At 71.8% G+C, this 16,373-nt stretch carries 16 protein-coding genes; 5 read left to right on the top strand and 11 right to left on the bottom strand.

Translation table 11 applies throughout. The features are described from left to right. Positions 1 to 31: 31 nt before the first annotated feature. The 8 genes from AFL01nite_RS10550 to AFL01nite_RS10515 form a co-directional block, all read right to left on the bottom strand. Positions 32 to 1,732: a GMC family oxidoreductase gene (locus tag AFL01nite_RS10550; protein WP_146827644.1), complete on the bottom strand. Its 1,701-nt coding sequence runs from the start codon at positions 1,730 to 1,732 to the stop codon at positions 32 to 34. A gap of 11 nt (positions 1,733 to 1,743) precedes the next feature. Continuing rightward, a complete protein-coding gene (locus tag AFL01nite_RS10545; protein WP_146827643.1) occupies positions 1,744 to 3,303 on the bottom strand; it encodes a succinic semialdehyde dehydrogenase in 1,560 nt (519 codons plus the stop codon). 65 nt (positions 3,304 to 3,368) lie between these two features. Further along, positions 3,369 to 3,833, bottom strand: coding sequence for a GNAT family N-acetyltransferase (locus tag AFL01nite_RS10540; protein ID WP_146827642.1), 465 nt, complete (start codon positions 3,831 to 3,833; stop codon positions 3,369 to 3,371). After that, positions 3,830 to 4,603 carry a carbon-nitrogen hydrolase family protein gene (locus AFL01nite_RS10535; protein ID WP_146827641.1) on the bottom strand — a complete coding sequence of 258 codons (774 nt, stop codon included), beginning with the start codon at positions 4,601 to 4,603 and terminating at the stop codon, positions 3,830 to 3,832. The genes AFL01nite_RS10540 and AFL01nite_RS10535 overlap by 4 nt, the downstream gene beginning before the upstream one ends. Continuing rightward, on the bottom strand, positions 4,600 to 5,697 hold the full coding sequence (locus AFL01nite_RS10530) for a GuaB3 family IMP dehydrogenase-related protein (RefSeq protein ID WP_222593495.1): 1,098 nt from the start codon (positions 5,695 to 5,697) through the stop codon (positions 4,600 to 4,602). The genes AFL01nite_RS10535 and AFL01nite_RS10530 overlap by 4 nt, the downstream gene beginning before the upstream one ends. Positions 5,698 to 5,806: 109 nt before the next feature. Further along, positions 5,807 to 7,312, bottom strand: a complete 1,506-nt coding sequence (gene guaB, locus AFL01nite_RS10525; RefSeq protein ID WP_146827639.1) for an IMP dehydrogenase — start codon at positions 7,310 to 7,312, stop codon at positions 5,807 to 5,809. Between the two features lie 59 nt (positions 7,313 to 7,371). Next, on the bottom strand, positions 7,372 to 9,006 hold the full coding sequence (locus AFL01nite_RS10520) for an FAD-dependent oxidoreductase (protein WP_146827638.1): 1,635 nt from the start codon (positions 9,004 to 9,006) through the stop codon (positions 7,372 to 7,374). 40 nt (positions 9,007 to 9,046) lie between these two features. Next, complete coding sequence (locus AFL01nite_RS10515) at positions 9,047 to 9,967, bottom strand: AurF N-oxygenase family protein (RefSeq protein WP_146827637.1); 921 nt, start codon at positions 9,965 to 9,967, stop codon at positions 9,047 to 9,049. Positions 9,968 to 10,116: 149 nt separating this feature from the next. Between AFL01nite_RS10515 and AFL01nite_RS10510 the strand changes: the two genes are divergently transcribed. Beyond that, positions 10,117 to 10,410 (top strand): helix-turn-helix transcriptional regulator, encoded by a 294-nt coding sequence (locus tag AFL01nite_RS10510; protein WP_186813907.1) that lies wholly within the window; start codon positions 10,117 to 10,119, stop codon positions 10,408 to 10,410. On the opposite strand, the gene AFL01nite_RS10505 is transcribed toward AFL01nite_RS10510, so the two are convergent. From AFL01nite_RS10505 to groES, 3 genes are all read right to left on the bottom strand, one after another. Then, positions 10,388 to 10,702, bottom strand: a complete 315-nt coding sequence (locus tag AFL01nite_RS10505; protein WP_146827635.1) for a hypothetical protein — start codon at positions 10,700 to 10,702, stop codon at positions 10,388 to 10,390. The genes AFL01nite_RS10510 and AFL01nite_RS10505 overlap by 23 nt on opposite strands. Before the next feature lie 142 nt (positions 10,703 to 10,844). Then, on the bottom strand, positions 10,845 to 12,446 hold the full coding sequence (gene groL / locus AFL01nite_RS10500) for a chaperonin GroEL (protein ID WP_146827634.1): 1,602 nt from the start codon (positions 12,444 to 12,446) through the stop codon (positions 10,845 to 10,847). A gap of 31 nt (positions 12,447 to 12,477) precedes the next feature. Continuing rightward, positions 12,478 to 12,771 (bottom strand): co-chaperone GroES, encoded by a 294-nt coding sequence (groES, locus tag AFL01nite_RS10495; protein WP_146827633.1) that lies wholly within the window; start codon positions 12,769 to 12,771, stop codon positions 12,478 to 12,480. A gap of 137 nt (positions 12,772 to 12,908) precedes the next feature. On the opposite strand from groES, the gene AFL01nite_RS10490 reads away from it, so the two are divergent. The 4 genes from AFL01nite_RS10490 to AFL01nite_RS10475 all read left to right on the top strand — a co-directional run bounded on the left by AFL01nite_RS10490 (position 12,909) and on the right by AFL01nite_RS10475 (position 16,308). Then, positions 12,909 to 14,069, top strand: coding sequence for a class I SAM-dependent methyltransferase (locus AFL01nite_RS10490; protein ID WP_246119680.1), 1,161 nt, complete (start codon positions 12,909 to 12,911; stop codon positions 14,067 to 14,069). An 85-nt stretch (positions 14,070 to 14,154) separates the two neighbouring features. After that, on the top strand, positions 14,155 to 14,874 hold the full coding sequence (locus tag AFL01nite_RS10485) for a 5-oxoprolinase subunit PxpA (RefSeq protein ID WP_146827631.1): 720 nt from the start codon (positions 14,155 to 14,157) through the stop codon (positions 14,872 to 14,874). 1 nt (position 14,875) lies between these two features. Further along, complete coding sequence (locus tag AFL01nite_RS10480; RefSeq protein ID WP_146827630.1) at positions 14,876 to 15,457, top strand: 5-oxoprolinase subunit B family protein; 582 nt, start codon at positions 14,876 to 14,878, stop codon at positions 15,455 to 15,457. Next, positions 15,454 to 16,308: a 5-oxoprolinase subunit C family protein gene (locus AFL01nite_RS10475; RefSeq protein ID WP_146827629.1), complete on the top strand. Its 855-nt coding sequence runs from the start codon at positions 15,454 to 15,456 to the stop codon at positions 16,306 to 16,308. Before AFL01nite_RS10480 ends, AFL01nite_RS10475 begins: the two co-directional genes overlap by 4 nt. Positions 16,309 to 16,373: the final 65 nt, after the last annotated feature.

Below are 16,373 nucleotides of genomic sequence, written 5' to 3'. Positions count from 1 at the left end.
CGCTACAGATCTCGCCCGCCGGAGGCGGGAATCAGGACACGCCGACGATCGGCAGCCGGTAGGCGGCGGGGGCGTCGACGGGGACGACGGGGTTCTTGGGCATGACCGGCTCGAGGCGGCGGTAGGCGGCGCCGAGGGGCGGGCGCTCGTCGCGCTCGCCGCGGTTGGGCCACAGGGAGACGGCGCGCTCGGCCTGCGCGGTGATCGTCAGCGAGGGGTTCACGCCCAGGTTCGCGCTGATCGCCGAGCCGTCGATGACGTGCAGGCCCTCGTGGCCGTACAGCCGCTGGTACGGGTCGATGACACCCGTGGCGGGCGAGTCGCCGATCGCGCAGCCGCCCAGGAAGTGCGCCGTCATCGGGATGCCGATCGGCTCGGTGACGATGCCGCCCGGGACGCCGTCCATGTAGTCGGCCATCTCGGTGACCGCGCGGTGCGCCTCGGGGATGTACGTCGGGTTCGGCTCCCCCGAGCCCTGCTTCGTGGTCATCTTGCGCCCGCCGAACAGCCGACGCTTCGTGTAGGTCGTGATCGAGTTGTCGCGCGCCTGCATCACCAGCGCGATGACCGTGCGCTCGGACCAGTGGAACGCGTCGTAGAGCTTCGGCAGCTTCGGCCCGACCTTGACGATGTTCTTCAGCACGGTCAGCACGCTCGGTTTGCCGTGCCCGCTGCCGTCGGTGGACAGCACCATCTGCACGAACATCATCAGGTTCGAGCCCTTGCCGTAGCGGACCGGCTCGATGTGCGTGGTGTCGTTCGGGTGGATCGAGGAGGTGATCGCGACGCCACGCGTGTAGTCGACGTCGCGGTTCATCGCGACCGAGCCCATCAGCGCCTCGGAGTTCGTGCGCGTCAGCAGGCCGAGGCGGTCGGAGATGCGCGGCAGGCTGCCGGAGTCGCGGAGGCGGTGCAGCAGGCGCTGGGTTCCCAGCGAGGCGGCCGAGAAGACGACCTGCTCGGCCCGGATCACGGGCTGCTTGCCGCGCCACTTCCTCGTGGACTTCGCATGCACCTCGTACCCGCCGCCGGCGGCCGGCCGCACGTCGACCACGGTGGTCAGCTCACGGACCTCCGCCCCCGCCTGCTCGGCGAGGTAGAGGTAGTTCTTCACGAGCGTGTTCTTGGCGTTGTGGCGGCATCCCGACATGCACTCGCCGCAGTTCAGGCAGGTACGGCGCGAGGGTCCGACGCCGCCGAAGTACGGGTCGCCGACCTCCTGGCCCTCCTGCTCGCCGAACAGCACGCCGACGGGCGCGAAGTGGAAGCTGTCCCCGTAGCCGAGCCGGTCGGCCGTCTCCTTGACCACGGTGTCGGCCGGGCTCATCGCCGTGACGGGGTTGACGCCGAGCATCCGCTTGGCCTGGTCGTAGTACGGCGCCAGCTCGCTCTTCCAGTCGGTGATGTGGCTCCACGCCGGATCCTCGTAGAACGGGTCGAGCGGCTCGTAGAGCGTGTTGGCGTAGACCAGCGAGCCGCCGCCGACGCCGGCGCCGGCCAGCACCAGCGAGTTGCGCAGCAGGTTGATCCGCTGGATCCCGTAGCACCCGATCTTCGGCGCCCACAGGTACTCGCGCAGGTGCCAGGAGTTCTTCGCGAACTCCTCGTCGGCGAAGCGCCGGCCGGCCTCCACCACGAGGACCTTGTAGCCCTTCTCGGTGAGCCGGAGCGCGGAGACGCTGCCGCCGAACCCCGAGCCGATGATGACGACGTCGTAGTCGAACTCGCTCATGATGATCCCTCTCAGGCCTTCCGGGTGAAGCGACGCAGGAGCAGCAGGCCGACGGTGATCGCCGCGGCGAAGGTGCGCTTGGGCACGGCGGCGGGGCCGCCGACCGGCATGACCCGCTGCACGGCGACGGACTGGACCTCGGTGAAGCGCAGCAGGCCCTCGGCACCCTGGCGGCGGCCGGTGCCGGACTCCTTCATGCCGCCCATCGGGGCGCCGATGCTGCCGAACGTGGCGGCGAAGCCCTCGTTGACGTTGACCGTGCCGGCCTTGATCTTCGGGGCGACCTTGCGAGCCTGCTTGACCGGCCCCCAGACGCTGGCGTTGAGGCCGTAGACGGTGTCGTTCGCCATCGCGACCGCCTCGCCGACGCTGCGGTACGGGTAGAGCGAGACGAGCGGTCCGAAGGTCTCCTCGGCAAAGCAGAGCGCCGACTCGGGCACGTTCTCGAGCACCGTCGGCTCGTGGAACCAGGGCGCGATGTCCGGACGCGCGCGGCCGCCGGAGACGAGGCTGGCGCCGTGGTCCAGCGCGTCGGCGACGTGCTTCTCGATCGTGGCCAGCTGCGCGGGCGAGACGAGGGTGCCCATCTCGACCTCCCAGTCGGCGTTCGCGCCGTAGCTGACCCGGGCCAGCCGCTCGGCGAGCGCGTCGCGGTACTGCTCGTAGATCGAGTCGTGCACGTAGATCCGCTCGATCGAGACGCAGAGCTGGCCGGCCGAGCTGAACGCGGCGTTGACCGTGCCCTCGACGGCCTTCTCGACGTCGGCGCCGGGCAGCACGACCATCGGGTTCTTGCCCCCGAGCTCGAGCGAGCAGCCGATGAGCCGCTCGGAGCACTGGGCGGCGATGCGCTTGCCGGTCGCGGTCGAGCCGGTGAAGCAGATGTAGTCGGCGTGGTCGATGATCGTCGACCCGATGACCGAGCCCGCGCCACTGACGACCTGCCACAGGTCGCGCGGGAAGCCCGCGCGGTGCATGAGCTCGATGATCGCCAGGGCGGTGAGCGGGGCCTGGCTGTCGGGCTTGTGCACGACGGCGTTGCCGGCGGCCACCGCGGCGAGGCCGTCGACGAGGGCCATCGACAGCGGGTAGTTCCAGGGCGAGATCAGGCCGACGACGCCCTTCGGCTGGTGGTACTGGCGGATCCCCGTGATGAGCGGGTAGGCGCCCGCGCGGCGGTGCGGACCGAGGATGCGCGAGAGCCGGCGTCCGTAGTAGCGGCCCGTCAGGGCGGTGTGCAGGACCTCGTCGAACGCGTGGCTGCGGGCCTTTCCGGACTCCAGCTGCACCAGGTCGAGCAGCTCGCGCTGGTGCGTGAGGATCAGGTCGTGCAGCTTCAGCAGCGCCTTCGTGCGGCGACGCAGTGGGGTGCGCGCCCAGCCGCGCTGTGCCACCCGTGCGGCCTCGAAGGCGTCGAGCACGTCCTGCTCGGTCGAGACGGGGATCGTGGCCACGTCGGCGCCGGTCAGCGGTGTCACGGTGGTCCGGGTCTCGGTGCCGGTCGCCCGGATCAGGGCGGTGAGCTCGGCGATGCGCGCGGGCGCGACTGTGATCTGGGCTACATCGGGCATGGAAGGGACAATACCTCGGATGGCCGTCATGTGACACAGGGCGTGTCACATCGTGCGAATCGCAGTTACGTCGTCGTCGGAGGAGCCAGCGACTTGGCGAAGCACACCGACTCGGGCACCTGATCGTACGGCGGGTAGACCTCGATCGGCCGGTACCCCGAGCGCTCGTACAGCGCGATCGCGGCGCGCTGGCGCTCGCCGGTGTGCAGCACCACGCGGTCGGTGACGGCGCCTGCGCGCCCCTCGATCGCGGCCAGCAACCGAGGCGCGAGTCCGGTGCCCCGCGTCTGCGGCAGCAGGAACATCCGCTTGACCTCGACCAGGTCGCCGAGGCGGCGGAGGCTGACCGTGCCGACCGGCGTCTCGCCGTCGAGGACCAGCAGGCAGGAGACGACCGACGCCGGGTCGATGTCCTCGGCGCCGACGTGCCGGGGCGCGCCGTACAGGCCGCTCATCTCGGCGGCCATCCGCGCCCGCAGGTCGACGGCTCGCGGGTCGAGGAAGTCGACCTCGACGATCGTGGAGGTCACCGGCGCACGACCGGGCCGGGCTCGCGCAGGTCGGCGAGCATGGGGTGGCGGGCGCGCGTGGCCTTCACCGCCGGGCGATCGAGCGTGGCCACGGCGACGCCCTCTCCCCCACCGACCTCGGCGACCACGCGGCCCTCGGGGTCGTACACCGCGCTGCCGCCGTCGAACTCGGCGCCGGCGACGGCGCCGGCGAGGCCGGAGACGACGGCGTACATGCCGTTCTCGAGGGCTCGGGCGCGGTAGTACAGCTCGCGCCGGTGCGCGCTGCCGGCGAAGTACGCCACCGACGCGGCGTACACCTCGGCCCCGGCCAGCGCGAGAGCGCGCGCATGCTCGGGGAAGCAGCCGTCGTAACAGATCGAGAGGCCGACGGACCAGCCCCGGACGTCGATGATGACGCTGTCGGCGCCCGCCACGACGTGGTCGTTCTCGGCGTCGCAGGGGTTCTGCTTGTCGTAGACCCGGCGCCCGGCCGGGTCGTCGCCGAGCCCGAACGCCAGCGTGGAGATCGTGAACCCGTCGGGCCCGTCGAGGCACGCCCCCACCAGCACGACGGTGCCGGCCGCCGCAGCCGCCCGCTCGATGGGCTGCAGGCGCGGGTCGGTCTCGCCGACCACGACCGGAGGCATCCGGTAGCCGCCCAGGAACAGCTCGGGCATCACCAGCAGGTCGGCACCCTGGGCCAGCCCGACGGCCCGCACGACGGTGGCGATGTCGGCCTCGACGTCGCCCGCCGAGGCGAACTGGCCGGTCGCGACGGTCAGCGTCACCCGAGGACGACCTCGATCCGCTGGAACTCCTTGAGGTCGGTGTAGCCGGTGGTGGCCATCGCGCGACGCAGGGCGCCGACGAGGTTCATCGTGCCGTCCGGCACGTGCGAGGGGCCGAACAGCACCTGCTCGAGCGAGCCGACCGTGCCGATCTCGACGCGCTCGCCACGCGGCAGGTCGTCGTGCCAGGCCTCGGCGCCCCAGTGGAAGCCGTGGCCGGGTGCATCGGTGGCCCGCGCGAACGGCGAGCCGATCATGACCGCGTCGGCGCCGCAGGCGAACGCCTTGGCCAGGTCGCCGCTGCGACCGATCGAGCCGTCGGCGATGACGTGCACGTAGCGACCGCCCGACTCGTCGAGGTAGTCGCGTCGCGCCGCGGCGACGTCGGAGACCGCCGAGGCCATGGGGACCGCGACACCTAGGACGCTGCGCGTGGTGTGCGTGGCGCCGCCGCCGAACCCGACCAGGACGCCGGCCGCACCGGTGCGCATCAGGTGCAGGGCCGCCTGGTGGGTGGCGCAACCGCCGACGATGACCGGCACGTCGAGCTCGTAGATGAACTCCTTGAGGTTCAGCGGCTCGGCGTTGCCCGACACGTGCTCGGCCGAGACCGTGGTGCCGCGGATCACGAAGAGGTCGACGCCGGCCTTGACGACGGCGTCGGCGAACTGCTTGGTCTGGCCCGGGCTGAGGGCACCGGCCACCGTGACGCCGGCGGCGCGGATCTCCTGCAGCCGCGCGGTGATGAGCTCGGCCTTGATCGGCTCGCTGTAGATCTCCTGCAGCCGCCGGGTGACCTGCGCCGGCTCGATCCGGGCGATCTCCTCCAGCAGCGGGAGCGGGTCCTCGTAGCGGGTCCACAGGCCCTCGAGGTTGAGGACGCCGAGGCCGCCGAACTTGCCCAGTGCGATCGCGGTCTCGGGGCTCATGACCGAGTCCATCGGCGCGGCCATGATGGGCAGGTCGAAGCGGTACGCGTCGATCTGCCAGTCGGTGGAGACCTCGTGCGGGTCGCGCGTGCGCCGGCTGGGCACGATCGCGATGTCGTCGAAGTGGTAACCCTGCCGACCGCGCTTGGCCAGTCCGATGTCGATGCTCACGCGCCCCAGCCTATCGGGGCCGCCGTCCCCGCTGAGTTGCACGTTGCGTCCGCGACACGCCGTCGTCGCGCGGCCGAACGTGCAACTCAGCGAGGCGGGGCGATCAGAGGATCGTGTAGTTCGGCGCCTCGACCGTCATCTGGATGTCGTGCGGGTGGCTCTCCTTGAGGCCCGCCGTCGTGATGCGGGTGAAGCGGCCGCGCTCGCGCAGCTCGGGGATCGTGCGCGAGCCGACGTAGAACATCGACTGGTGCAGGCCACCGATCAGCTGGTGCGCCACCGACGACAGCGGGCCGCGGTACGCGACGCGCCCCTCGATGCCCTCGGGCACGATCTTGTCGTCGCTCGTGACGTCGGCCTGGAAGTAGCGGTCCTTGGAGTAGGACTTCTTGCCGCGCGAGGCCATCGCGCCCACCGAGCCCATGCCGCGGTAGGTCTTGTACTGCTTGCCCGCGACGAAGATCAGCTCGCCGGGGCTCTCCTCGCAACCGGCCAGCAGCGAGCCCACCATGACGCTCTCGGCGCCGGCGACGAGCGCCTTGGCGATGTCGCCCGAGTACTGCAGGCCGCCGTCGGCGATGACGGGGACGCCGGCGGGCTCGGCCGCCAGGGAGGCCTCGTAGACCGCCGAGATCTGCGGGACGCCCACGCCGGCGACGACGCGCGTGGTGCAGATCGAGCCCGGACCCACGCCGACCTTGACGGCGTCGACCCCCGCGTCGACGAGCGCCTGGGCACCCGCCCGCGTGGCGACGTTGCCGCCGATGATCTGGACGCGCGCGAACGCCGGATCGGCCTTGAGCTTGCGCACCATGTCGAGCAGCGCGCGCGCATGGCCGTGGGCGGTGTCGACCACGAGCACGTCGACGCCGGCCTCCATCAGCCGGCTGGCGCGGTCGTAGGAGTCGCCGAAGAAGCCGACGGCGGCACCGACGAGCAGGCGCCCCTCGGCGTCCTGGCTGGCCATCGGGTACTGCTCGGACTTCACGAAGTCCTTGACGGTGATGAGGCCGGCGAGCTTGCCGTCGGCGTCGACGATCGGCAGCCGCTCGCGCTTGTGCTGGCGCAGCAGGGCCGAGGCGTCCTCGCGGGAGATGCCCACCGGGCCGGTGATCAGCGGCATGTACGTCATGACGTCGGCGACGAGCGTGGTGGCCCACTCGGCGACCGGCGTGAAGCGCAGGTCGCGGTTAGTGACGATGCCCAGCAGCGTGTTGTCCTCGTCGACGACCGGCAGGCCCGAGACGCGGTACTCGCCGCAGATCTCGTCGAGCTCCTCGAGGGTGGCCTTCGGGCCGATGGTGACGGGGTTGGGGATCATGCCCGTCTGGGTGCGCTTGACGAGGTCGACCTGGTACGCCTGGTCGTCGATCGAGAGGTTGCGGTGGAGGATGCCGATGCCGCCCTCGCGGGCCATGGCGATGGCCATCCGCGACTCGGTGACGGTGTCCATCGCGCTCGACAGCAGCGGGATCCGCAGCGAGATCTCGCGCGTGAGCCGGGTCGTGGTGTCGACCTCGCTGGGGATGACGTCGGTCTCGCCCGGGAGGAGCAGGACGTCGTCGTAGGTCAGACCGAGGGACGCGAACTTGTCGGGGATGCCCACCATGGCCCGAGTCTACCCGCGGCGAAACCGTCGCCCGACCGCGCGGGCTATGATCTCGGCCGTCAGTGGACGCTGGTGGCCGGGCTGACCTTGAGCATCTCGTCGACGGACCCGAACTTCACCCGGGGACGGCCCTCGCGCTCGCCGCGACGCTCCTCGGCCTTCTCGATCGCGAGCATGCGCCGGCGCCCCACGACGCCGTCGACCCGGCCGCGCACGTACGCCCCGAAGGTGAGTCGTCGGCGCGGCGCCCACGGCACCTGCCCGGCATTGGCGTCGGCGATGATCGTGGCGATCGTCTCGTGCGCGCACGTGCGGTTGGTGCCGATGCCACCGGTGGCTCCGCGCTTGATCCACCCGACCACGTAGGTGCCCGGCACCGGCCGCCCGGTGGCGGGGTCGACGACGCGCCCGTGCTCGTTGGGGACCGTCGCGGTCGCCTCGTCGAACGGGAGTCCTGCGACGGGGGTGCCACGGTGTCCGGTGGCGCGGATCAGCGTGCCGCAGGGCACCTTGACGGCCTGCTCGGGCACGCCGGACGGCGCGACCTGCACGGCCTCGACCCGGTCCTGTCCCTCGACCGAGACGACCTGACGACCGAACGCGAAGACGAGGCGACGACGGTCGCCCGGCGGCGTGGTGAGGTCGACGTCGACCAGGGGCAGGCCGGCGAGCACGGCGGCGTTGGTCTCGGGCTCGGCCTCCGCCAGCTCGTCCTCGGTGAACTGGTCGCGGGCGACCACGACGTCGATGCCCGGCGGCATCATCAGCAGCTCGGGCCGGGTGAACGCGGCGGCGGACGGTCCGCGCCGGCCGAGCAGGACCACCTCGCGCACGTCGAGGTCGCCGAAGGCGCGCACGGCGTGGTCGGGCATGTCGGTGCGCGCGAGCACGGCCGGGTCGTGCAGGAGCAGCCGCGCCAGGTCGAGGGCCACGTTGCCGTTGCCGACGATCACCACGCGGTCGCCCGCCAGGACGATGTCGGCGGGGTCGATGTCGAGCGCCCCGTTGTACCAGCCGACCACGTCAGGCGCCGGGTACACGCCGGACAGGTCCTCGCCCGGGACGCCCAGCTCGCGGTCGCGCCGCGCCCCCACGCCGTAGATGACGACGTCGTGGTGCTGGAGCACCTCGTCGTGCGTGATGTCGCGACCCACCTCGACGTTCATCACCATCTTGGTGCGCGGGTGCCGGTAGGCCCAGTGGAAGAGGTCGGCGAACTTCTTGGTGTCCGTGTGGTCGGGGGCGACGCCGCCGCGCACCAGCCCGCCGGGCACCGGGAGCTTGTCGATCATGGTGACCTTGGCGTCGGTGGACAGCAGCAGCTGGCGCGCCGTGTAGGCCGCGGCCGGCCCCGTGCCGACGATCGCGATCGAGAGGGTGCGCGCGAGGTCGCCGCCCATCTCCTCCCAGGTGTGGACCGGCGGTGCCTCGCGCTCGGGGCGGCGCTCGTAGTACGCGGCGTTCAGCTGCTCGAAGACCGCCTCCGACCCGCTCAGCAGGTCGATGGCCTTGGGCGCGGCGACGGGGCAGGCGTCGGCGCACGCCCCGCAGTCGATGCACGCCTTCGGGTCGACGTAGAGGATGTCGGCCGTGCCGAAGTCGGGCTCGTCGGGCGTCGGGTGGATGCAGTCGACGGGACAGACCGAGACGCACGAGGCGTCCTTGCAGCAGGACTGGGTGATCGCGTAGGCCACGGCGGGATCTTTCGGGTGTCGGGTCGTCGGGCGAGGCGCGTCAGAGCATGTGGACGGTGCGGTACATCCGCATCGCGGCGGGCGTGAGCAGGCCGACCTCGGACAGGAAGTCCATGAGGTGCACGCAACTCATCCGCATGAGGTTCTGGTGGTGGGTGTTGGCCTTGACCGCGGCCTTGGCCTCCTCGGGGTCGAGGCCCACGTTGGCGTAGACGTCGTCGTTGACGAGGGAGTCGACGATGATCGCGGCGACGATCGAGATCGTGAACGCGGCGAGGTGGCGCCGCGGCTTGGAGATGCCCCGGAGGTACTCCTTGATCTCCATCCGCGCGAACTTCATGTGGCGCGCCTCCTCGACCACGTGGATCTTGCTGGTCGTGCGCACCTCCTCGAGGACGTTCTCGCCGCGCATCCAGTCGCGCTGCATGACGTCGAGGACCTCCTCGGCCACGAGGATCGACGCGTACGACATCTCACCGTTCGCAGTCGTGCGGAAGACCCGGGCGAGCTCGTGGAAGAGCCGGCGGGGGCGGTAGTGCGGGACGCCCATCTTGCTGCAGGTCTTGCTGAACATCAGCGAGTGGCGGCACTCGTCGGCGATCTCGGTGAGCGCGAAGCGGAACTCCGGGTCGCCGTAGTCGGCCGAGTACTGCGAGCGCAGCACCATCGACTGCAGCATCGTCTCGAACCAGATGCCCGTGCTCATGATCGAGCCGACCTCGTGACGGGTGAGGTCGATGCGCTGCTGCTCGGTCATCGCGTCCCACAACGGCGTGCCGTACAGCGTCGACCACTCGGGATTGAGCCCGTACTTGTGCGGGTCGAGCGGCTTGTCCCAGTCGATCTCCTGGTCGGGGTCGTACGACAGGACGGCAGCCGACTCGAGCAGGCGCTCGAGCTCGGTGTCCATCGCGATGGACTGGCGGAACTCGACGGCGGTGCGATCGTCGGTGACGGTCATGGCGGTCTCCTCGGCAGATCGAATGTGACATTGCGAATGTAACATAGGATGTGAGCGACGTCACGGACTTTCTCCGACCGTCCGGCCGGACGAGGGGCACCTACGCTATTGGGCTGCGCCGTGCGAACATGGGGCCCATGCTGTTGTGCATGCCCAAGCGCACCCCTTCGGACGAGACGGCCGCCGTCGCCAGCGCGTTCGCCACCTGGCTCCGCCGCCGCCGCGAGGAGCGAGGCATGACGCAGGAGCAGCTCGCGCACCAGTCGGGGCTGAGCCGCAACCAGATCCAGAACCTCGAGAACAACCGCAACAACAACGCGACGGGTCGCTCGTCGGCCAACCCCAGCCTCGACACGATCCTGGCGCTGGAGTCGGCCCTGGGCCTGCAGCTGGGCGAACTGCTGCTCGAGGTGCGCAGGTTCATGGAGTCCCCCGAGCGCTGACCCGGCCGCGGGCGGACCGGCCGAGGCGCCCGTGCTCGTCGACGATGCGCTCGTACAGGTCGGCCGCGTGGTGCAGGGCCGCAGCGAAGGCCCGCCCCTCCCCCGCAGAGACGGTGTACGACTCGGCGCCGTAGGCCAGCTCGGGACGGTCGGACGGCAGCGCGCCGAGCAGGATCGCGACCCACGCACCGTCGGGCACGGGGAACACCCGGGCGTGCTGCTCGTCCTGCGTCGTCGGGCCGGATCGGTGGTCGGTGCACCACCACGGGCAGGTGGTCGCTGGCGTTGTCATGGAAGACGTCCTATCAACGGGTGCGGACACCGGGTCGGGGCCTAGGCTATTGGGCGGCTCCCGTCTTGTCTGCCCCCGTCTCACGCGGGGACGACGAAGGCCCCGGGCGCAGTGCCCGGGGCCTTCGTCGTCGAGGCGTCGATCAGTGGTTGTGACCGGCGTGCTCGTCGTTCTCCTCGGCCGGCTTGTCCACCACGAGGGTCTCGGTGGTGAGCAGCATGGCCGCGATCGAGGCGGCGTTCGCCAGCGCCGAGCGCGTGACCTTGACCGGGTCGAGGATGCCCTGCGCGAGCAGGTCACCGTACTGGTCGGTGGCGGCGTTGTAGCCCTCACCGGACTCGCGCACCTTGGACACCACGACCTCGCCGGAGACGCCGCCGTTGCGGGCGATCCACTCCAGCGGGGCGTCGGCGCCCTTGCGGACGATGCGCACACCCAGGGCCTCGTCGCCGGACAGGTTCAGGTCCTTGTCCAGCACGCCGACCGCGTGGACCAGCGCCGAGCCACCGCCGGGGACGATGCCCTCCTCGATGGCCGCGCGGGTCGCCGAGACGGCGTCCTCGATGCGGTGCTTCTTCTCCTTGAGCTCGACCTCGGTGGCCGCGCCGACGCGGATGACGCAGACGCCACCGGACAGCTTGGCGAGGCGCTCCTGGAGCTTCTCGCGATCCCACTCGGAGTCGGTCTGCTCGAACTCGGCCTTGATCTGGGCCACGCGGCCCTCGACCTCGGCCTGCTCGCCGCCACCGTCGATGATCGTGGTGTCGTCCTTCGTGACGACCACGCGACGCGCGGTGCCGAGCACCTCGAGACCGACCTGGTCGAGCTTGAGGCCGACGTCCGGCGTCACGACGGTCGCGCCCGTGAGGGTCGCGATGTCCTGCAGCATCGCCTTGCGACGGTCACCGAAGGCCGGAGCCTTGACCGCGACGGACGTGAACGTGCCGCGGATCTTGTTCACCACGATCGTGGACAGGGCCTCGCCCTCGACGTCCTCGGCGATGATGAACAGGCTCTTGCCCGACTGGACGACCTTCTCGAGCAGGGGCAGCAGGTCGGCGACGGCCGAGACCTTGCCCTGGTTCACGAGGATGTAGGGGTCGTCGATGACGGCCTCCATGCGCTCGGTGTCGGTGACCATGTACGGCGACAGGTACCCCTTGTCGAACTGCATGCCCTCGGTGAACTCGAGGTCGGTGCCCATGGTGTTGGACTCCTCGACGGTGATGACGCCGTCCTTGCCGACCTTGTCGAAGGCCTCGGCGATGAGCTCGCCGATCACGGCGTCACGGCTGGAGACCGTGGCGACCGCGGCCATGTCGGCGACGGAGTCGACCTGGCGGGCGCGCGAGTGGAGCTCGTTGACGACCGCCTCGACGGCCGCCTCGATGCCCTTCTTCAGGCCGACCGGGTTGGCGCCGGCCGCGACGGACCGGAGTCCCTCGTGGACCATCGCCTGCGCCAGGACCGTGGCGGTCGTGGTGCCGTCGCCGGCCACGTCGTTCGTCTTGGTGGCGACTTCCTTGGCCAGCTGCGCGCCGAGGTTCTCGAACGGGTCGTCCAGTTCGATCTCACGGGCGACGGACACGCCGTCGTTCGTGATCGTGGGGGCGCCCCACTTCTTGTCGAGGACGACGTAGCGGCCCTTGGGGCCGAGGGTCACCTTGACGGTGTCGGCGAGCTTGTCGACACCACGTTCGAGGGCGCGGCGTGCGCCCTCGTCGAATTCCAGGATCTTGGGCATGAGTGCTCCCTAAACGGTTGGGCGGGTGGACTCAGGCGATGACGGCGAGCACGTCGCGGGCGTTGAGGATGAGGAACTCCTCGCCGCCGTGCTTGACCTCGGTGCCGCCGTACTTGCTGAAGAGCACCTTGTCGCCGACGTTCACGTCGACGGGGATGCGCTCGCCGCTGTCGCTGACGCGACCGGGGCCGACGGCCACGACCTCGCCCTCCTGCGGCTTCTCCTTGGCGGTGTCGGGGATGACGAGACCCGACGCGGTGGTCTGCTCGGCCTCTCCGGCCTTGATGACGATGCGATCTTCGAGCGGCTTGATGGTGACCGACACTGGTCGACCTCCCCTTTCGGATGAGTAACGTTCGAGTTGGCACTCACCCGGGGGGAGTGCCAAACGCCAGCGTAGCACCGGCTGGCACTCACCCCAACGGAGTGCCAGCAGTCTCGGTGCGGTGGCAGACTCGGCGCGTGGATCCGCAGACCTTCGCCGCCCTGACGGCGCCCGCCGGGCAGGACCTCCTCGCGCGGGTGTCCGACGCCGCGCCGGGCGAGTCGGACCTGGCCCTGGGCACCCGCCTGCGCCGCGACCACCCGGCCGAGCTCGTCGCGGCGGCCATGACCCAGCACCACCTGAGGCGCCGTGCGGTCGCCAAGTTCGGCTCAGACGCCGCGCGGATGTACTTCACGCCCGACGCCCTCGAGCAGTCCACCCGGGCGACCGTCGCCGCGCACCGGGCCGCCCGGCTGGCCGGGCTGGGTGGCACCGCCCTGGTCGATCTCGGCTGCGGGATCGGGGGCGACCTGATCGCCTCGGCCCGGGCCGGGCTCCGTGTGCACGGCGTCGAGCAGGACCCCGTCCGCGCCGCGATCGCGCGCGCCAACCTGGCGGCGCTCGGACTCGAGGGCACGGTCGAGGTCGGCGACGCCACGACCATCGCACCGGCGCCCGACGAGGTGGCCTTCGTCGACCCGGCGCGCCGCGACGGCTCCGGCCGCACCTTCCGTCTCGACGCCCTCGTCCCGTCGTGGGACTTCGTCACCGGCCTGCTGCACGGACGCGCCGTCGCGAAGGTCATGCCCGGCATCGCGCACGACGCCGTGCCGCCGGGTGTGCAGGCCGAGTGGGTGTCCGACGGCGGCGACCTCGTCGAGGCCTCGCTGTGGGGCGCCGGGTTCGACCTGCCGACGCACCGCCGAGCCACCGTCCTGCCGGCCGCCGCCACGCTGACGGGCCGGGACGCCGAGGCCGCGACCGGGCCGCTGCTGTCGCACCTCGTCGAGCCGGACGACGCCGTCATCCGCGCCGGCCTGGTGGCCGAGCTGGCCGGCGACCTCGGGGGCCACCTGCTCGACCCGCACATCGCCTGGATCACCACGGACTCCCCCGCGGCCGAGCCGTTCGGGCGTGCCTTCCGGGTCGAGGCCGAGCTGCCGTTCCGCGAGAAGCAGCTGCGCGCCGCCCTGCGCGAGCGCGACATCGGCACCCTCACGGTCAAGAAGCGCGGCATCGACATCGTCCCCGAGCGCCTCATCGCCCGGCTGAAGCTCAGCGGCTCCCGGACCGCCACGGTGGTGCTCACCCGCGTCGCCGGCGAGGGTCGCGCCTTCCTGGTCGCGCGGGAACGCTGAGCGTGACGTTCGCGGGGTCGACACGCCGGTGGTGACCCCCGGAACGTCACTCCCAGCGTTGCCCCACCCGCGATAGCGTCGGGCCATGACCGGCGCCGTCGACCTCAACGTGGACCTCGGCGAGTCCGCCGAGCGCTGGCGGTCCGGCGAGGATCGCCGCCTGCTGACCCTCGTGACGAGCGCCAACGTCTGCTGCGGCGCCTACGCGGGCGACGACGACCTCATCCGCGCCACGTGTGAGGCGGCCGTCGCCGAGGGCGTCGCGATCGGGGCCCAGGTGGGCTACCGCGATCGCGAGGCCTTCGGACGACGCGTCGTCGACCTGCCGCCGCGCGACCTCGTCGACGAGGTCCGCCGCCAGGTCGACCACCTGCGCACGCTGGCCGACGCGGCGGGAGGGCTCGTCACCTACGTCAAGCCCCATGGCGCGCTCTACCACCGGATCGCCCACGACATCCACCAGGCCGAGGCGGTCGTCGAGGCGCTGCTGGCCGACGGGACACCCCTGCCCCTCGTCGGGATGCCGGGGTCGCTGGCCCTGGAGATCGCCGCCGACGCCGGGATCCGCCCCGTGCTGGAGGGGTTCGCCGACCGCGCCTACGCCGACGACGGCTCGCTCGTCCCGCGCGACCAGCCCGGCGCCGTCCTGACCGACCCCGAGGTCGCCGCCGCCCAGGCCCTCGCCCTCGCCGACTCCGTCGGCTCGCTCTGCGTCCACAGCGACAGTGCGGGCGCCGAGCGCCTGCTCGCCCGGGTGCGCGAGGTCCTCGCGGAGCACGACGTCGACGTCCGGGCGTTCGGCTGACGTGCGCGTCCTGCCCTGCGGCGACCGCGCCGTCCTGCTGGACTGCGCCGACGCCGACGAGGCGCGCCGGTGGCACGTGGCACTGCGCGACCGGTCACCCGCCCTCGGCGCCACGACCGTCCTGCTGCGTGGCCGGCCCGAGGAGTTGAGGGCGCTCGTCGCCGCGACCGACGTCGGTGACGCCGCCCCGGTTCGCGGGCGCGACATCGTCATCGAGGTCGTGTACGACGGGCCCGACCTCGAGGCGGTCGCGGCCCACTGCGGCCTCGAAGTCGACGACGTCGTGAGCCGGCACACGGCGTCGCGTTGGAGCGTGGCCTTCGCGGGATTCGCGCCCGGCTTCGCCTACCTCAGCGGAGGCGACCCGCGGCTCGAGGTGCCCCGCCTCGACCGGCCGCGACCGCGGGTGGAGGCGGGCTCCGTCGGTCTCGCCGGTCCCTTCAGCGGCATCTACCCGCGCCCCTCCCCCGGCGGCTGGCAGCTGATCGGCCGCACGGACGCGCCCCTGTGGGACCTCACCCGTGACGACCCGGCCCTCCTGCACCCGGGCGACACCGTGCGCTTCGTGGCGGTCGAGCGATGAGCCTGCGCGTCATGCACGCCGGCGCCCTGAGCGTGCTGCAGGACCTCGGCCGGCCGGGACTGGCCGACCTGGGCGTCGGCGCGTCGGGGGCGTTCGACCGACGGGCGCTCCGCCAGGCCAACGACCTCGCGGGCAACCCCGGCGACGGTGCGGTCGTGGAGTCCCTCGGCGGCGGGCTGGCCCTGCTGGCCACCCGCCCGCACGTCGTCGCCGTCACCGGGGCCGCCGGTCCGGTCTCGATCGACGGCCGGCCGATGGACTCCGGAAGGGTCCTGGCGCTCCGGCCGGGCGACGTCCTCAGGCTGGGTGCGCCGGTGGTGGGGATGCGGTGGACGGTCGGCGTCGCCGGGGGCTTCACCGCCGCCCCGGTGCTCGGCAGCCGCTCCTTCGACACCCTGGCCTCCCTCGGACCCGCGCCGCTCACCGTCGGCGACGAACTGACGGTCGGTTCGGCGGCCGGGCCCGTCTCGCTGCAGACCCACCCGGCGTATCTCTCGTCCGGCGGCGTGACGGTCGGGGTCGTGCTCGGCCCCCGGGACGACTGGTTCACCGCCAGCGCCGTCGACGCCCTGCTGTCCACCGCCTGGCGCGTCGATCCGGTCTCGGACCGCATCGGCGTGCGCCTGGAGGGTCCGCCGCTCGAGCGAGCACGGCCGGGTGAGCTCGCGAGCGAGCCCGTGGTGCGCGGCAGCATCCAGGTGACGGGCGCGGGCCGACCGGTCGTGCTCGGCCCCGACCATCCCGTCACCGGCGGCTACCCTGTGATCGGCGTGGTGGTCGACGCCGACACCGACGCACTGGCGCAGGTGCGTCCCGGTGACGTCGTGCGCTTCTCCCGTCGCCGCGCCTGACGCCGAGTGGCGCACACCGGTTCGCCGAGTGGCGCAGAAACGCCCGCCACTCGGCGAGTGGCGGG

The organism is Aeromicrobium flavum, from assembly GCF_007992115.1.
GTDB classification, from domain to species: domain Bacteria; phylum Actinomycetota; class Actinomycetes; order Propionibacteriales; family Nocardioidaceae; genus Aeromicrobium; species Aeromicrobium flavum.
This window is presented reverse-complemented; position numbering and strand designations above follow the sequence as displayed.